The 16,966-nt window shown below is 54.8% G+C and carries 15 protein-coding genes and 1 tRNA gene; 2 read left to right on the top strand and 14 right to left on the bottom strand.

Annotation, left to right across the window (positions count from 1 at the left end):
• Nucleotides 1–349: 349 nt before the first annotated feature.
• Entirely contained in the window at nucleotides 350–1,819 is a 1,470-nt protein-coding gene (locus JMF82_RS13725; RefSeq protein ID WP_201315130.1) for a DUF2971 domain-containing protein, read from the bottom strand.
• 90 nt (nucleotides 1,820–1,909) lie between these two features.
• Here JMF82_RS13725 and JMF82_RS13720 point away from each other — a divergent pair, with 90 nt between their 5' ends.
• Nucleotides 1,910–2,359, top strand: a complete 450-nt coding sequence (locus tag JMF82_RS13720) for an H-NS histone family protein (RefSeq protein ID WP_201315129.1) — start codon at nucleotides 1,910–1,912, stop codon at nucleotides 2,357–2,359.
• 81 nt (nucleotides 2,360–2,440) lie between these two features.
• On the opposite strand, the gene JMF82_RS13715 is transcribed toward JMF82_RS13720, so the two are convergent.
• On the bottom strand, nucleotides 2,441–3,229 hold the full coding sequence (locus JMF82_RS13715; protein WP_201315128.1) for a DUF6602 domain-containing protein: 789 nt from the start codon (nucleotides 3,227–3,229) through the stop codon (nucleotides 2,441–2,443).
• Nucleotides 3,230–3,676: 447 nt separating this feature from the next.
• Between JMF82_RS13715 and JMF82_RS13710 the strand changes: the two genes are divergently transcribed.
• On the top strand, nucleotides 3,677–3,964 hold the full coding sequence (locus JMF82_RS13710; RefSeq protein WP_201315127.1) for a hypothetical protein: 288 nt from the start codon (nucleotides 3,677–3,679) through the stop codon (nucleotides 3,962–3,964).
• A 431-nt stretch (nucleotides 3,965–4,395) separates the two neighbouring features.
• Here the strand turns inward: JMF82_RS13710 and JMF82_RS13705 are convergent, their stop codons facing one another.
• From JMF82_RS13705 to JMF82_RS13650, 12 genes are all read right to left on the bottom strand, one after another.
• Nucleotides 4,396–5,022 (bottom strand): plasmid pRiA4b ORF-3 family protein, encoded by a 627-nt coding sequence (locus JMF82_RS13705; protein ID WP_201315126.1) that lies wholly within the window; start codon nucleotides 5,020–5,022, stop codon nucleotides 4,396–4,398.
• Nucleotides 5,023–5,052: 30 nt separating this feature from the next.
• Nucleotides 5,053–6,702: a MobA/MobL family protein gene (locus JMF82_RS13700; protein WP_201315125.1), complete on the bottom strand. Its 1,650-nt coding sequence runs from the start codon at nucleotides 6,700–6,702 to the stop codon at nucleotides 5,053–5,055.
• Between the two features lie 867 nt (nucleotides 6,703–7,569).
• Nucleotides 7,570–8,328, bottom strand: a complete 759-nt coding sequence (locus JMF82_RS13695) for a hypothetical protein (RefSeq protein WP_201315124.1) — start codon at nucleotides 8,326–8,328, stop codon at nucleotides 7,570–7,572.
• Complete coding sequence (locus tag JMF82_RS13690; RefSeq protein ID WP_201315123.1) at nucleotides 8,318–8,797, bottom strand: hypothetical protein; 480 nt, start codon at nucleotides 8,795–8,797, stop codon at nucleotides 8,318–8,320. Before JMF82_RS13690 ends, JMF82_RS13695 begins: the two co-directional genes overlap by 11 nt.
• 27 nt (nucleotides 8,798–8,824) lie before the next feature.
• Nucleotides 8,825–9,589 (bottom strand): hypothetical protein, encoded by a 765-nt coding sequence (locus JMF82_RS13685; RefSeq protein ID WP_201315122.1) that lies wholly within the window; start codon nucleotides 9,587–9,589, stop codon nucleotides 8,825–8,827.
• Nucleotides 9,590–9,608: 19 nt separating this feature from the next.
• Complete coding sequence (locus JMF82_RS13680) at nucleotides 9,609–10,271, bottom strand: hypothetical protein (protein WP_201315121.1); 663 nt, start codon at nucleotides 10,269–10,271, stop codon at nucleotides 9,609–9,611.
• 4 nt (nucleotides 10,272–10,275) lie between these two features.
• Nucleotides 10,276–11,241 (bottom strand): hypothetical protein, encoded by a 966-nt coding sequence (locus JMF82_RS13675; protein ID WP_157971474.1) that lies wholly within the window; start codon nucleotides 11,239–11,241, stop codon nucleotides 10,276–10,278.
• Entirely contained in the window at nucleotides 11,238–12,716 is a 1,479-nt protein-coding gene (locus JMF82_RS13670; RefSeq protein WP_201315120.1) for a DUF6538 domain-containing protein, read from the bottom strand. Before JMF82_RS13670 ends, JMF82_RS13675 begins: the two co-directional genes overlap by 4 nt.
• A gap of 306 nt (nucleotides 12,717–13,022) precedes the next feature.
• Nucleotides 13,023–13,112, bottom strand: a tRNA-Ser gene (locus JMF82_RS13665).
• A gap of 241 nt (nucleotides 13,113–13,353) precedes the next feature.
• Entirely contained in the window at nucleotides 13,354–13,713 is a 360-nt protein-coding gene (locus JMF82_RS13660) for a hypothetical protein (RefSeq protein WP_038618709.1), read from the bottom strand.
• Nucleotides 13,714–13,721: 8 nt separating this feature from the next.
• Nucleotides 13,722–15,002 (bottom strand): serine--tRNA ligase, encoded by a 1,281-nt coding sequence (gene serS, locus JMF82_RS13655; RefSeq protein ID WP_201315119.1) that lies wholly within the window; start codon nucleotides 15,000–15,002, stop codon nucleotides 13,722–13,724.
• A 159-nt stretch (nucleotides 15,003–15,161) separates the two neighbouring features.
• Nucleotides 15,162–15,800, bottom strand: coding sequence for a dihydrofolate reductase family protein (locus JMF82_RS13650; protein WP_201315118.1), 639 nt, complete (start codon nucleotides 15,798–15,800; stop codon nucleotides 15,162–15,164).
• Nucleotides 15,801–16,966 lie beyond the last annotated feature (1,166 nt).

Here is a 16,966-nt window from a genome sequence, read left to right as displayed (position 1 = left end):
GAGAGGCCAGAGTCTTAACGGAAAAGTGCCAGTGACTAGAGCTGGCTAGTTTAGGGACTACGCATGCGATGACCGTGGGATTGTTGGGTGCATCCATGCACCCAACCCTTCCGCGCTGCGCGCTCCAGGGCCAGCCTTCGGCTGTCCAAATTTGCTCCTGCAAATTTGTCGAACCCGGGTGGGTTCTCACCCAGTCGCTCAGTCAGAAACGCAAAGCGCCCCTTTCGGGGCGCTTTGCGTTTCTGGCGGAGAGAGTGGTGTGGGATCCCCTCTTTCTCCCCCAAGGCCTGCCAGCCACATACCGGTGGTTTGGGTTGTGGAGTGATCCTGCCTGAGCTCGGGAGGACCTTCAAGCAGAAACAGCCCCTGAAGCAACCTTACTGAGAATCACTTTAAGGTGACCCAATTCGGTAGCCTCTATTCGCCCGGTAGCATGCTCGTAATAGGCCTGGTAGAACTTGAAATCTTCACGTTGATGCTGTTGGCATTTCTCGTCAATGATCTTCATGATGGCCAACTTATCCGCATCCGTGGTGTTTAGTCCGAAAATAATTCCTTCCAGGTCTGCGAAGTCATAGTTGGCAACGCGGTCTGCTTTGTCCGAAAAATCTAAAACATTGCCATACAGTACAAGCCTGTACTCCTGCTCATACTCCCAATCCTTCAGCTTGGTCGTTGCGCTGACCATGAAAGCCTTCCAAAAGTCATCGCGCTCCTCTTCGGAGAAATCCCCTCCAAAGTCACAAATGCTCACGCGACCGTCTTGAGATCGATGCCAATCTCGATTGAGCACCGGTGCACTGACACCCCCAAGCGACCTAAAGAAGTCGATGGCGACGAACTTAGATTGATACGTAACCGGCAAAAGCGGATGCGGAACATCCCCCTTGGTAGCCCCAGTAACACTGCTCCAGCCACACACACGGTTCAATGTCAGTCCTGACCACTCGCCTTCTTTCTTAACCCTAAACTTGAGGCAAACGCCCTGATGGCGGTCACCATACGTGCCCCAAACTGCCGAGTTATGAAAGTCCTTGCTGAAACACGCGGTATACCATTCCGGGTAGACGAGCCGTTCAATGTTTCGGACGTACTGCTCAGGAAAGCTTAGGAACACAAAGCCAGAGTTCCTCTTAGAAGCATCAAAAATACCGTTGTATTTATCTATCAAAGCGACCTGTTTCATAGCCTCATTCAAGGAGGCAAACATCCGCTCCGATGCATGCTCGCCACTTGAACTACCTTCCTCAATGAGGTTGACCATGTGCACCGAATCGGCCACTTTGGCGAGCTTGCTCTTGGCATTTTCGATAGACTCATCGACGCCTAAAAAAGGCGGATGGACCTTGCGACGAGCAAACACTCTTGCAACACATGGAACGGCAAGCTCATGTACATTGCGCAGATAAAATTCTAGCTCATTACGTCGAACAGGCTGAACTCTGGCAGCAATTCGCTGAACGCACTCACTCAGCTCTGATTGTGATAGAACTTCGCTCAGCGCCTCATCGTAGAGGACTCTAAGCTCATCCGTAAGACGCTCGGGACGCGCATCGAGGACAGGAATCATGTCCCACGTTAAAGCATGTTCTTCTTGAGCTATACAAAGAAAGAAAAATGCGTGGGCCATGCATTGGATGTAGTGCCGGAAAAGATTGCTCCAAACAATGTCATCGCCACTCCAGAAGATATCTTTGAACCCCTCCATCGGGTCGTTCAACTCTTCGAGCTTCGCGAAGTAGATGCTTTGCTTCTGGAGCTCTTGGTAGTTTTCGAGCAACGACCTGGCTGATCTAAACCGGTAGATGTAATCTTCCATACGCCGTGGCTGCCCCAAAATTCTCTTCATCTTCGGCCAATCTAGGCCCCGACCTTCTCCAAAACATCATCTCATAAGAGAGGACCATTTATGGCCGTCAATCTGAAAACCCTATCTGCGAACGAGCTAGAAGCCCTCATCCAGGACGCTAGCGCACATCTTCAAGGTGCCCGAAAGAACCTCGTAAAAGATGTCAGAGCCAAGATTGACGCCTTACTAAAGGATTCGGGACTGACCCTTGATGACGTCTATCATCGTCGTGCCACCAAGCAGGCCAAGGCTGGCAAGGCAAGCAATGCGCTTAAAGGTAAGACCGTCGCCCCGAAGTACCGCAACCCTGAGGATGCCAGTCAGACTTGGACAGGTCGTGGACGTAAGCCAAGTTGGGTCGCCGAAGCCCTGAGGAAACGTGGTGTAACGATTGACTCTCTTCTGATTGTGGGCGGCAAGACCACTGCCAAGAAGTCATCTAGGAAGGTCGCAAAGAATGTAGCTAAGAAAGCCGCGAAGAAGACGGTTCGCAGAAAAGTCAAAAGCTGACCTTCCACACTGAGCCACAAAAAAGCCCCAGAAGATCCTGGGGCTTTTTTTTCAGATGACTTCAATGCCCTCTATGGCCAGTTAGTCAAACGCAAGCGCTCGAATCCGTGTCATCTCCTTCCCTTCGTCTGGGAAATAAACATGCTGTTCCTCTGCTGACAGGTTGGAAGCCATGCTCATAAGTGCGTTGTGGATGAAGTAGCCAAAAGCCATCTGCTCCATCCGATAGAGATGCCAATGACGGTAGTCGCCTGCATAATTCGGTGGTGGCCGAAGAACAGGTCTTGGACAGGGACGACGTTCTGCATCCGGGTCAAACTTCCAGTACCTCACAAGTGTGGAGTCACCAAGGGCCACATGATTGATGATGCGATTTCGCTCACCGTTACTCGCACCCTTCACGAGGTCGAGCACCTGTCTCTGGGCCTGACCTCCACGAATCATATTTTCATAAGAAAAGACACCCACGAAGATGTCCTCGTTCTTCCATGGCCGAATATCCTCCGCCACATCAGCAAGCTTTTTGCAGGCTTTTTCCAAGTCTCGTGGCGTAAGCGAAGTCTTGACCTCAATGATGCCGCGACAAGACGCAGGTGGGATGAAGACCAAGTCACCGTCGCGATAGAGGACCGGATGTGAAGCATCGTAGAGAAGCACATCAACTTGCGTGCTCACATTTTCATGGCTGACTACAAACCCCCGACCAACTTTGACCGAGTCCGGAGCGCTGCGCCCAATCATGGTGCGAAGGATGGATTCCTTCCCCTCTCCATCAGTCAACCAGTGCCTATCCTCGATGAAATGTCTGATTCGATCCCTTAGAGCCGCACATTCGTCATTGAGGGAGCGAAAGTAGTCTTGCATCCTCATCGAGATCTCCTTCTTCCTCAGTATGTTTTGGTGGCCATCCATGGCCGATAAAACTCAAATATCTGATTAGTACCGTCTTAGCGTCTCGACTTAATCTTATTGTCAAAATCAAAAGCTTATATAAAATGCCTTTATATATTCATTAGACTGAGGCGTTGCTTGGCCAACCCACTGGCATCGCCAAGAACCCAGATGGGACAACCACCCTCACCTATTTCTATAGCAAGACCGGGCAGGATGCGAAGTCCTATATCCCATTTGCTGGCAATGTCCTGGGCAAGAGTACGCACGAATCAAGCATGACGTTCGTGCAGTTCGATGCACGTGGAAAATACATGAAATGGTGGGGTGGTCAGTAGGCCATTCGGCTAGGTCCTATTGAAAGCCCGTCAGGCCTCCCCATGAACCTACAGACCCTCGCCATGGTGGCGAGCATGGGGAGTCCAGATGAGTAAAAAGTTTACCGTCCGCGTGGAACTTCATAACGCAGATGAAGACGACTACGAATCGCTGCACAAAAAAATGGGTGCTGCGGGATTCAAGAAGTACCTACATTACTCAGATTCAAACAAAGATTTCGCGCTTCCAACCGCTGAGTATCGGTACTTCTCCGATGTAGAAACCAATCAACAGGTCGTAGACAAGGCATACGACATCGCTCATAACGTCAAGCGAAATCCAAGCGTCATCTCAACTCAGGGCGAAATTGCAAAGCGTGGCCTGGAAGAAATCTAGCCCCTGGGCGCCAACTAAAACGAAGGCTTAGAATGGCCTCTTGCAGGACCTTCAAGCACCTCATGCAAGTCTGCTGGGGTGCTTTCTTTTTTTAACCGCGCCTTGGCTGGCCCACCATCATCGCAGTCGTTGCGTTCCGACTCCTGCAATCCCTATCCACACCCTCCGCCACCTCTGAAGAAAGGGTTGGCAATTGCACTTCAAGTATTTACCGGTCAGAAGGTGACAAAGCCTTCAACAGTTCGGGCATCAACAGCGAATTCGCATCATCCAGCCCTAATACCTTGTTTCGGATGGTGGACAACGCCTCCGTTTGTCTTGCCACCCATCATCGACTTCGTTGCCCAGGCGTGGGCAGGATGGGGAAAGTAGTCTTTGCCAGAAAGTGTGAGCGAAGGTGAAGTCCATCGTTTCAAGCGCCCTGTCTACGCCTATCGCAACATCTGAAGCGCTTCGTTTGGGTCTCGGAACACGACCTTGGCCTGGTCGAATGCCAGGGGATCAAACGGCCAATAGATCTTCGCGTGCCGGTTCTTAAGCCAATCCCGCATCTCCCGATACTTGGCAGTTTTCGGCTTGGTGAGAACCTCTTTCAGATCCCCAAAGCCATAGACGCCTCCGCAGTCCTCGGGAGGCGTCGCATTTTCCCCAGCCAAGCAACGTGGATAGGATTCCCCATCCGCATCGACAACATCTTCCAGATGGATGGTGTGACGCCAGTCATCACCAAAATCGTAGAGGTAAGCAAAGGTTCGAACGTCGCCCATGTGCCTGGACAAAGGCACGGTCCAGCCCGGAATAATATCTTTCTCAGCAAATTCGTCGGGTACCCCAATGGTGAGCGGCCCGATGTCGAACTCATGCAAGTGACAGTCCAACCAGCCGAAGGCGTCCTGGACGGCCACATGCAAATCCCAGAACGTGGACGAAGCCAAGACCTCGATGCGGCGCCAGACCAACGGGGTGGTTCCATCCAGCTCGATGCGAAGGCAATAGACCTGTTCCGGGTTCCGTATGGCCTTGCCTAGGTTCTCGGACTTGACTACCAATCGGGCCATTTTACCCTCGAAGCAAGGACATGTTGAGGGTTAAAAGCTTATCGCATTCTTCGGGAGAGCGAGCCTTTTCTCAGGTGCAGGCTTGCTTGATGGACCTTCATCCTCGTTAGGATTTTCGACATCCATCAACGTCGGCAACTGTTCTTTTAAAAGCGTCCTGTCGGATTCGGGCAACGCCCTGAAGAGTTCTGGAAGAAGCATTGACGCCATGTCGTGCAACTTCACCATGATGTCCCGGATGGTCGATAACACCTCGACGACCTTCGACCTCAATCCTTCGACCTGCTGTTCCATCTCACCCACATCGATAGCGTGGGTGACCATGGTCGCCTTCAAGGCTTGCACGTGACCATCGTGCAGTTGAACGTTCTGTCGGAGCTTCTCATGGGTGGCCATCGGCACACCCCCAACGGACGCCAAGAATTTAATTCTCCACCTGTTCTCATCTTCCCAGCGTCTTAGTCTGACCTGAGCAACTGTTCGCTTCTCCCGACTTCTATCAGCCTGGAACTCCACATCTAGCTTGGCGGCTCGACTCGCCTCGATGATCTTGAACAGCTCATCCATTTCATTCTGGAGCTGATGGTAAACCGCGAAGGCTTTGTCGAGTGCTTCGATGAGAACCAGTGACCGCTCTAACTCTTCGACCTCTTCTTTCGTGGTAGGAGCCGGTGCGGATGTACGAAGCCGGTAGGCCAAGGAACCTCGGGGCGTTATCAGAGGCGGAGCAGAAGCAGGTCTCTTTGAACCTTGGAAACGAATGGAAGTGGACGTTGCTAACAGCCCAAAATGGCGGTGTGGATTGCTCCCATGGTCACGCCTTACGTCTTGAAGGGCTTGAGCATGTTGGACCTTCAAAGCTCCCGCATGTGCCTTCTCGTAGACCTGAGCCATGACCATAGCTTCGCGCAGGGAATCACCTTTGTTGGTATAGATACCCCTCCGTTCCATCGCTGTAGCCGACCTTCCTAACGTCGGCTGTGGGGTGATGGTGACCCCAAGGCGCTTGTAGCTCTTGTACTCGTACTTGCTACTTGAACCAACCTTCCTTGCATAGTCATTGGCAAGTTCACTCCACTTGCAGTTGAGCAGTTCGATGAAGGCTGACCCCAAGTTCTGTTTTGAAAACTCATGAAGCTTAGGACCGAAACCCATACTTGCCGCACCCTTTCCATCATCTCCATCTGCAACATCCAATAGAGGACGCGTTGGAAAATAAAGATGTGCGTGAAATCCCTGCCGCTCGATGGACTTTAGGTTACCCAGGGCATCCCGGTCAGCATCTCTGTGTAAACCAAGGGAAACCGGAACATGCAGTTCCTCACAGATGAAGCGGGCCATTTCCTCAGCTAGATCCCCTGCATCCTGGTCTGATAGCCCCAGCGGGACGGGGATTCTGTAATCCCTGGCGACTTGAGAATCACAACGTCGTTCAGCCCGCTCAACCCTGTTCCATAGCTCCTGGGGGTCCATACACCACGAAGGTGAACCTGTCGGGGCAACGGTCAGTGCGCGAACAATTTCTTCGCCCAAGGCACACTTCTCGAAGTTGTGCCAACACTTCTGCCTTTCATCGTACAGACGAAGACCAAGCCGGTAAGCCGCACCGGCTACAGCAGAGTGACCTTTCGAGCGTGAGTGAACTTCGAGATGGGGGCGAGCGTGGGCGTGAATATCCATAGATGTCCTCCGTGACAGCGTCTTAGTGTTTTTAATCGGGTCAATCCGTGACCCGCAATACATCCAATCAGATTATCGAGACCTGTCAAGAGCGGGAAAGGCAATAAAAAAGCCAACCTTGGAAAGGGTTGGCTTAGAAAGCTCTGGGTTTTGACTTGGCATTGAGCGGCGTGTTGGAACAACACATAGACGCGCTCTCGATATTGACTGAAGCTAATGCTCGGTTACAACCAGGACGCCAGAACTACTAGGATACGAACGTGAACTACCCGCCTCTAACATCTTGCGACATTCTTGCCATCGCACTTGGAACAACACTAGGTATCTTGGCAACAATCGTTATTGATCAAATTATCTCAAAAGTAGCGCATAAGAGACAAGCTAACTCTCAATCGCGCGGATAATGAATTACCCTGCCTTTCCAGGTTATGGCTTGGTCGGGTGCTCGGGAACGTTTCTAGACCGCCCGCCATCATCACCGCAAGAGCAGCACTGGCAACTGTGCTGAGGCAATGCCAACAATGCGCTTGCGGCGACTAAATTTCCACCAATGCTACAGATGACAAGAAAATAGTTCTTCGCCATATCCGTTAAATCAACTGGAATACCAGAGGACTTAACGCCATTCAAAAGCGTTGCCAACAAGCCAACAGCGACGAGCATCATGCCTCAGGAAAAAACCGATATATCACTCCTCTTTTTTGCTAAAACATAGGCCGCGCGCCCCAACATTCCGAGAGTCGCCGCAAAAAATAGAGCGTGTATTAGATAGTAAATTACATTATCACTCATTGCCCCGACTCCTTGGCTTAAGACCCAAACCCAAACCACCTTCATCTAATCGTGAAGACAGCATTGATACCACTGTCAATCGAAGTCCAGATTAGTAGTAGTTAAAAGAATTCCCTTCATATGCCCCAAGACCCCATCCTCTTTCTCATGGACATCACCCGTGTCTTCCAGAGTGAACAGGTCCATCATGCTTCCATCATCTCTAGACACTTCCGTGATAATGCATCTCCTGTCTTGAGGATTGCTGACGATGGCACTGTGATACGCGCTAAGAAACTTTATGCCGACCCTTCGGCAGAGCCTCCCTTTGTACACCTTGCCCTCGACGTGGTCACAATCACCAAACGGCTCGCCACAGATCGAGCATTGGCCAATTGTGGTGCTAAACGCAGCACTGTTGTAGTGAGTCCATGGCGGAAAAATGGCATCTCGCACCTTCCCTAAGAAAGCCTCAATTCGCCGAACCCCAACGTGATCCTCAATCTTCAACGCAACATCTTTGTATTCTTGGGCATCAACTAGGCAGCACCAAGCTTTCTGATGGTTATCTTCTTTAAGATGCATCCACATCCTGATAGAAGACTGCACACATCGAAGCATGCACTGGAAGTGGAAGAGAAGATTCGCAAAGCGCTCATCACCGCGCGAAGCAACTTGATGTTTAAAACCTTTGATGTAGCCGATGTACTCGTCAATTTCTAGAACCTTCTCCTGCTGCAAACGAGACGAGCGAACAAGAAGGTTCAGTGAATTTGCCGAATCTATGAAGCTGTTGTAGCTATCAATGATGTCTTGCGAAGAACACACATCCTCACCAAACCAGTCAGTCCTCATGCTTGATGGCCTTAAGGAAAGCAGGAGCGACACTCGCAAGACCTTCCAAGGGACCCTCATAGGTCACACTAACGTACTTCTCCTCCTCGGTTTTCCTTGATAAGAAAGTCGCCTTGACTATCGGCGCCTTGTCACCAACGAAGGTCTCCTTGGCAAAGTTGACGATGACTTCTAAGAGCATCTTCACCAAGTCTGGATTCTCGACAACCTGACCAACACCAAACAGGAAGGCTGGTAGAAACACATCGACTGACTGCTGTGTGTACAACCTTTCCGGCTTCGTGAGGTAGTCAAGCGCAAGGTGCCCTCTTGCATACTTATAGAAGGACATCGATGTCGAGCTGTACTCGTACTCGGGAGGCAACGCATTCATATTCGCAGGAAGGATGGTTACGGGGTGGTCCGCCATCACTTCGCCACTGAAACGTAGGCGCTCAATCTCAACCGTCAACTTCCCTTCATCACTCATCTAGCCACCCCTGTCCGTATACGAAAATCAGTTGAACTCAAATTTCTTATCGCCGACGTTAAAGATGGTCTTGATGCCACCTTCAACCAGCATCCAAGCCAGGTCCTTTTGCACGTCAGCATGCTCCGGAATCATGGCGGCATGCACGTTAATTCCACCGTAGAAGCATAGTCTGAACATGTAGAGGTCAAACTGGTCTCTGTCTGTGATTTGGTAGTAGAAGACACCTTGGTTCTCACCAAATTTATCTCTCCCGGCAAGCTCAACGTCCAACTTTGCTTTTATAAGATCGCGGAAGCTTGTCGCGTTCTTGTTATCACTCCAAAGATACGCAAAATGCAGCTTGATGCGACCTCTGAACGTGTGGCCAAAGTGGTGGAAATGAAGGCCGTGAACGATATGCTCGAAGCAGACTTTCAATCGTTCCGAATCAGGCGTTCCCCAGATGACATCTACGAACTTGTTCGGACCAACTTCGACTACATAGAAGCGCTGCTTGCCTTTGAACGTTGCTAAAAGAAGCTTGTTTGCACTGCGCCTGATTGCTTTATTGACCTTTCCAAACTTATGACGGTAGCCGATGGAGTTGTTACCGATAATTCCAGCAAGGCTTACCATCAAAAATTCATCATCCCTGGACTTCGCTGTATTGTGGAGGTCGCATGAAGGAACCGTAATCAGGTTACTTCGATGATTCTCTCCATCCATGTCCTTGCCCTCAGGGAACAAACATTTGGGCGGCACATGCTCTCTTGAGGTGGCCTCCCTGTCGCACATGTAGCACTTTTCCATGCCTCATCCTTGCAAGCCCTTACACCTTTTCAACCAAAGTCCACGGACGTTGAGAGTTCTTAGCGTGAGTCGTTCTAAACCTATTTCCGAACACATCCTCATACTCAATGACAAGCTCCCAAAGTGTTCCGCTTGCAAGTGCAAAGTCGGTTTCATTGAACGCGTCATTGACCTGTAGAACTAGCTTGAGAGGTGCATCAACGCCACCCCTCGCCTCTCCAAGTTGAAGAGGCGATAGTTCGTGGGTACTCCCGTAGTCCTTGGTTTCCATTGCCCGAAGGTGAAGGCGAACAACTAGTGCCGGACCCACGCCAACATTCTTTAGGAGTCCGTAGATGAAGATCAGACGGGTGTTTCCGGTTCGAGCTGTGCCATCGAAATTTAGAATGCCAGAACGGTCCACCGGATCTACTCCATCATATGGAGAGACGACCACTATGGGCCGGAACGAATTCTGATGATGCTTCTCGCTTAGTACTTGAGCATCGGTACCTTGCTGGTGCAAGTCAAAGTGTTGTTTTTGACTATCCTTAATGGCTTTCCAAGTGAAACCAGCCATCACGGCGGTAGCAATTGCTGCCACGCCCGTACATATAGCGGTGACTTCATCCCAGGTGCTACTCATCTTCCAGAAGTCCTCGAGCAAGAACAGCGAAAAACATCCCCCGGTGAAACCAATCACCGCTCTATCGGTCGCGCTCCTTTTCCACCACATATCGATGATAGGAACAGAGCGTCTCTTCGTAGTCCTCTAGACCAAGAGGCTCCCCACAAATGGCGCATTCCCCAGCACCCTCGAACTCAAATCCACACGCCAGGCACTGGGATATTTCATGAACGAAGGCATCCTCACCACACTCTGGACAAGCATCTATGGGTTGCCCATCACCATCCTTGGCTGCAATGAAGCTTTCAGCCGCATAGTGCTCCGGAATGACCTTTCCCACCCAATCCTGCGCATCCTCTTGATGACCACAGGCAGCACACTCCCATGTCGCCATAAAAGCGTCCGTGTTTTCAGTCTCTACCTGCCTAACAAGGGGCGAACGGCACTCAGGGCAACCTACGTTTTCGATGGCCTCTTTTAACAAAGGTGGCCAATCCATGTCTTGATAGGTGAGACGACACTCAGCCCGCAATGCGTCCTCGATTTCCTTCAGACCAACAAGAGTCTCCCAGACTTCGGCCCCCAACGCGTCTCGCGGATTGATCCCCAAGTGCTCTGGCATGAACTGGGAAAGGAAACGCAGTCCATCTACGAAGGCGCCACGAATCTGAGCTTGGTCTTCTACATAGTGGTGCTCCACAGCGTTTCGAACATCCGCTACGCGCTGGAGAAGTTTTGAATCGCACTCCACCCCACAATTGTTGAAGCGCTCCAAAATATCTCGAACATCGACCGTCGTTCGACCAGCCTTTTCAAAATGAACACTGCCATCCGCCTTCAAAACAGGCTTGATGTTCTTCCAGATAAGAATCTCATCATCTGGAGATAGACGACGCAGTTTTTCTTTGCAGAGAAGCAAGATTCCCGAAGTCAAATTGCGAACAGCGGAGGCGATACGGGCTGGAGAATCAGCCTTAAAATCTTCAACTCCGACTTGAATCGCATTAAGTGCATTGCGATAGAGTGGGTGTTCCTTGCCAGTCATACGGGTCCCCAATCCAACTTCTTCACCGCATCCAGCAACTCCTTCATGGTTGGAGCCCTGCTGTAAGCAGAATGATGTTCATCGTCCAGCTCATGCCCCACATACGCAGCGCGAATCTCAGAAGGCACGCCCAAAGTCTGTAGCCCCTGAATGAAAGACTTTCTGAGACTGTGGAAACCGAACTTGCCTTTCTCCGGCTTTCCAACTGTCGCCAAAACATGACGACTGAAAGCCTTCGATAGCCAATTTCCCATCCCGTTGACGCCATCGGTCTTCACGCTCGGAAAAAGACGTGTTTCTCCTGCTTTACGCAGTGACTCGACGCGTTTCAGAAGGCCAAGCTTGATGAGCTTTGGATGGATAGGAATCGTTCGGATGCTGATGTCCGACTTGACCGATTGCCCCTCAGACTCTTCGCAGATGCGGACACAGGGGATGCCTTCGACTTCCACGAAGTCAGCCAACGTCAGTTGTCCAACTTCCGCCACGCGGGCGCCCGTATAGAGTCCAATCCAAGCACCCCAACGGGCCGATTCACTCAGACCCTGCTCCATCGTCTTAGCGTCATACAACGCTTGGATCTGTTCGGTGGTGAATGGCTTGAAACCCAACGCCCTACGCTTGCGCTTCTCACGGGGGCCGTAAACAACCTGGCCTGCTGCTGGGTTCTCATCGCAAGAAAATGTTGGGTAATACCCACGAGCCTTCGACCAATCGAAGAAGCCCCTGAGATAGCTGAGTTTGTTGACGATGGTTGGGGTTTCGAGCTTGCTGGCCCGAAGTGCCATGACCCAGTTGCCTACATCGAGGCGACCCGCATTCTTGAGTGAGTTCTTTTCGCCGTAGTGTTTGGCGACCCCCTCAACCGCTGTTGTTTTAATTTTGAAGGTCTTGGTCTTTGTGCTGGACTTAATCTCAGCCAGCCACTGAGTCACAGCCTTGCCGATGGCAATAACCGGAATCTTTGATGCAGGGTCAGGGGTTGGAAGAACCCGCTGAGACTCAGCGGCCTGAGCGGCGCGCAAGAGTTCCTGATAGTAGGGCTCCTGGTCTAATGGACCGATGCGCTCTAGCGCATCCATGGCAAAGCTATGGTCTGCCTTACCGTTGGCTTCAATTTCTACGGTGCCATCTGGGTGACGGATGACCTTATAACGCTCAGGCGTCTTCCCTTGAGCGACCTCAGAAACCGTTGGAATGCCATCCTTAGCCACACTCAGCCCCCTGACCTGTGGATGCCCGTTGACGTGTCGCGGACGCGTCATAAGACGCAGCCACTCCCCATCAACTTGCTGGCTTTGAGCATACCCCTGAACAAGGGCCAGCGCACGTTTCTGCGCCGTCAACAGGTCTCGTGTCCCAAGGCTTTTGGTGAGTTCAGTCTTGCCCGTCTCACGGGCCTGTCGGGAAGGTAGGCGCTGGCGAAAATGCCATACCCCATATGGGGCAAGTCGCAGGTAGTTCGGGATGCGCATATCGGCTCAGCCTTCTTTGCCCTCCTTTCTTCGCAAGAAAGGAGGTAAGGATGTGGAGCGATATGTGGAGTGACGTGCCTTTTCTCAGACAACAAAAAAGCCCTATTTCTAGGGCTTCTTTGCCGTTTTGGCGGAGAGAGTGGGATTGTTGGGTGCATCCATGCACCCAACCCCTCCGCGCTGCGCGCTGCGGGGCCGGCCTTCGGCCGTCCAAATTTGCTCCTGCAAATTTGTCGAACGGTGGGTTCTCATCCCCGTCTGTCCATCAGATACGCAAACGCCCCCATGTGGGGGCGCTTGCGTATCTGGCGGAGAGAGTGGGATTCGAACCCACGGTAGGCTTACACCTACGGCAGTTTTCAAGACTGCTGCCTTAAACCACTCGGCCATCTCTCCGATTTGTCTCCGTGGCAGGCGCGCTCTGCGCGCCGCTACGGCAGTTTGATTCCGGGCATCCTGCCCTTCACCCCTTCGGGGCCATCGACTTCGTCGATGTTCGCTTCGGCGTCCTGCCTTCGCGTCAAGACGGCTGCCTTAAATCACTCGGCCATCTCTCCAGGTTTGTTTTCCAGTTGGGCACTGGGCTACTGGATTCCGGCCTGCGCCGGAATGACGAGCTTTAGGGGGCGCCATCCTATCAGGAATGGGCTCTGCCCTGCCCTTTTTTCGACAACGCGATCATCGCCCACAGCATGATGCCCACCGGAACCGCGGCGCCGATCAGGGGCAGCAGCAATACCGGCTGGCGGATCACCATCGGCACCAGTTGGGTGGCGGCGGCGAAGGCGATCACGGCGAAGCGCAGTTTGCGGCTGTGGCGGGCGAACCAGAAGGCGCCGAGTACCAGCACGGTGGCGATGATGCTCAGCACCAGGTCCACCGTGGGGATCTCGAACATGCTGACCAGCCCGAGGCGGGTCAGCAGTTCGGTGGCAAGGATGGTCAGCAGCGTGTAGCTGGCTGCGAGTTCCACCTTGTCCCAGCGCTGGTTGCTCATGGCCGGGCTCAGGCGATCTGTTCGAGGTTGCGCAGGTACGGGCGCAGCACGTCGGGCACGGTGATCGAGCCGTCGGCGTTCTGGTAGTTCTCCATCACGGCGACCAGGGTGCGGCCCACGGCAAGGCCGGAACCGTTGAGCGTGTGCACCAGCTCCGGCTTGCCGGTGGCGGGGTTGCGCCAGCGGGCCTGCATGCGGCGGGCCTGGAAGTCGCCGCAGTTGGAGCACGAGGAAATTTCGCGATAGGTGTTTTGGCTGGGCAGCCACACTTCGAGGTCGTAGGTCTTGATGGCGGCGAAGCCCATGTCGCCGGTGCACAGCATCACCTTGCGGTACGGCAGCTCTAGCAGCTGCAGCACCTTTTCGGCGTGGCCCACCATTTCCTCGAGCTGGGCATGCGACTGCTCGGGCGAGGCTATCTGCACCATCTCGACTTTTTCGAACTGGTGCTGGCGGATCATGCCGCGCGTGTCGCGGCCGTAGCTGCCGGCCTCGGCGCGGAAGCACATGGAGTGCGCGGTGAGGCGCATCGGCAGCGCGTCGGCTTCGACGATGCTGTCGGCGACCAGGTTGGTCAGCGCCACTTCGGCGGTGGGAATGAGGTAGCGCTTGCTGTCGCCCACCTGGGTGGAGAACAGGTCTTCCTCGAACTTCGGCAACTGGCCGGTGCCCTGCATGGTTTCGGCGTTGACGATCAGCGGCACGTTGCATTCGAGGTAGGCATGCTCGCCCGTGTGCAGGTTGAGCATGAACTGCGCGAGCGCGCGATGCAGGTGCGCGAGCTGGCCGCGCAGCACGGTGAAGCGCGCGCCGGAAAGCCTGGCGCCGGCGTCGGCGTCGAGCCAGCCGTGGCGGGCGCCGAGGTCGACATGGTCCTTCACCTCGAAGTCGAACGTGCGCGGGGTGCCCCAGCGCAGCTGCTCGGCGTTCTCTGTTTCGTCCTTGCCCAGCGGCACGGACTCGTGCGGGATGTTGGGGATGCCCAGCGAGATGTCGGCAAGCTTGGCCTGCACCTCGGCAAGCGCGGCCTCGTTGGCCTTGAGCTTGTCGCCGATGCCGGCGACTTCGGCCATCAGCGGGGCGACGTCTTCACCCTTGGCCTTGGCCTGGCCGATCGCCTTGGACCGCGTGTTGCGCAGGTTCTGCAGCTCCTGGGTCTCGGTGGCCAGCTGCTTGCGCTGGCTTTCCAGCGACTCGATGGCAGGCACGTCGAGCTCGTAGCCACGGGTTTCCTTGAGGCGCGAGGCAGTCTCGGCCAGGCGCGAACGCAGCAGTGCGGGGTCCAGCATGATGGGTCCAGATCAGGGCATCGGAACCGGGGATTATCGCCGCCGGGCGCCGGGGGTCGCAATGTCGCGGGCCGAAGCGGGCCGGGATGGGTCGCCTGGGGCTTTTCCCGCCCGTGGGTGAGCGTTCGGTGGTTCGCAGCCTTTGTCGCCGGCCGGGCCCTACCGGACCGGCCGATAGATGTGCGCGGCGGTGCCGGAGCGGAAGACGGTGATCGCCTGCAGCTCCAGGTCCAGCGGCTTGGGCAGCTGGCTGAAAAGCGGCAGGCCCTTGCCCAGGATGACCGGATGCACGACCAGCCGGTATTCATCGATAAGACCGGACGCCACCAGGCTCTGCGCGAACTGCGCGCCGCCGTGGGCGAGGATGAACTTGCCCGGCTGCTGCTTGAGCCGCGTCATCTCGGTGACCAGGTCGCCGCTGGCCACTTCGGCTTCAGTCCAGCTCTTGAGGTTTGCCGCGTGCGCCGGTGCTGCGGCGGCCGGTTCCGCTGACTGGGCGTCGCGCAGCGCGGCTGTCGTACGGCCCGCGCCGAGATCCAGGGATTTCTGGCGCGTGAAGACGACCTTGGGAATCTCGTTCATGGGAGCCGCCATGGGCATGTCCGACGTGGGCCAGAAACTGGCCATGTCGGCATAAGTGCGGCTACCCATCGCGTGCAGGCCCGCCTGCCAGAGCATCTCTTCCACCCAGCGGCGACCGCCTTCGTCGCTGGTACGGAACAGCCAGTCGAGCTCACCGTTCGGCCCGGCCACGAAGCCGTCGAGGGAGATGGACATCTTCAGGATGAGTGGGCGCATGGGGTGGTTTCCTTGGTGGGTGTTGCCTTACCTAGGCGACGTTTGGGTGGGTGGGGTTTCGACAGTGGGCGGGGATTTTTTTGGCTGGCTGATGGGTATGAGCGTGGTGAGGGGTACGGCAGTTGTGGTGATGAGGGTGTGGGGACGGGGGCGAAGTGCTGTCGCGCACAGGGTGCGCTCCCACAAGAACAAACCCAATCTCGAAACGGCCCACCCTCTCCGCAACGCGATGTGCCGCGCAGCGGCACGAGCCTTCGAACATCCCCTGTGGGGCGGTGAGGGGTGGACGAGCAGGCCCCGCAGGGGTGCCCGACACGGATGTCGGGCACTTTTCGTCCGGGCAGGAGCCCGGTCGAAAAGCCCGGCCGCCCCTCACGGACTGGCTGGGCGTAGCCCGGCCAGCGCCACGCGGGGTGCCGTTCTCTTTGGTTACTTTCTCTTGGGCAAGCAAGAGAAAGTGACCCGGGCCGCGGCAGCGGCTCGGAAGCCCGCGGCAGGCGAGCAACCTGATGAAAGCAGCAATACATACCTCTATCGCCTTCGTCAAAAGCAAAAGATGAGTAGACCGGGGCGAAAGGATGTCGCGCACAGGGTGCGCTCCTACAAATGGATGGGCGGCGGTCACGATGTTCTCGGTGCGATGTAGTGCGCGGCGGGGGCAGTTGCCATGGGTGTGGCCTGGGGCGAAGGGCTGTCGCGCACAGGGTGCGCTCCCACAAGAACAAACCCAATCTCGAAACGGCCCACCCTCTCCGCAACGCGATGTGCCGCGCCGCGGCACGAGCCTTCACCCAACGCCTGTGGGGCGGTGAGGGGTGGACGATCAGGCCCCGCAGGGGTGCCCGACACGGATGTCGGGCACTTTTCGTCCGGGCAGGAGCCCGGTCGAAAAGCCCGGCCGCCCCTCACGCACTGGCTGGGCGAAGCCCGGCCAGCGCCACGCGGGGTGCCGTTCTCTTTGGTTACTTTCTCTTGGGCAAGCAAGAGAAAGTAACCCGGCCTTCCCACGGGGACTAGCTTCGCGTCGCCGGCAGGAGGGCGGAAGCCCGCGGCAGGCGGGCACAGTCACGATAACGCGACAATCAGGAACCGAGGCCCTGGATCCCGGCCTACGCCGGGACGACGAGCCATGAAGACTGGCGCGAAAGGCGGTCGCGCACGTGGGT

Source organism: Dyella sp. EPa41 (genome assembly GCF_016586165.1).
Classification (GTDB): Bacteria; Pseudomonadota; Gammaproteobacteria; order Xanthomonadales; family Rhodanobacteraceae; genus Dyella.
The sequence above is the reverse complement of the archived record's forward strand: the minus strand, read 5'-3'. Positions and strand labels throughout refer to the sequence as shown.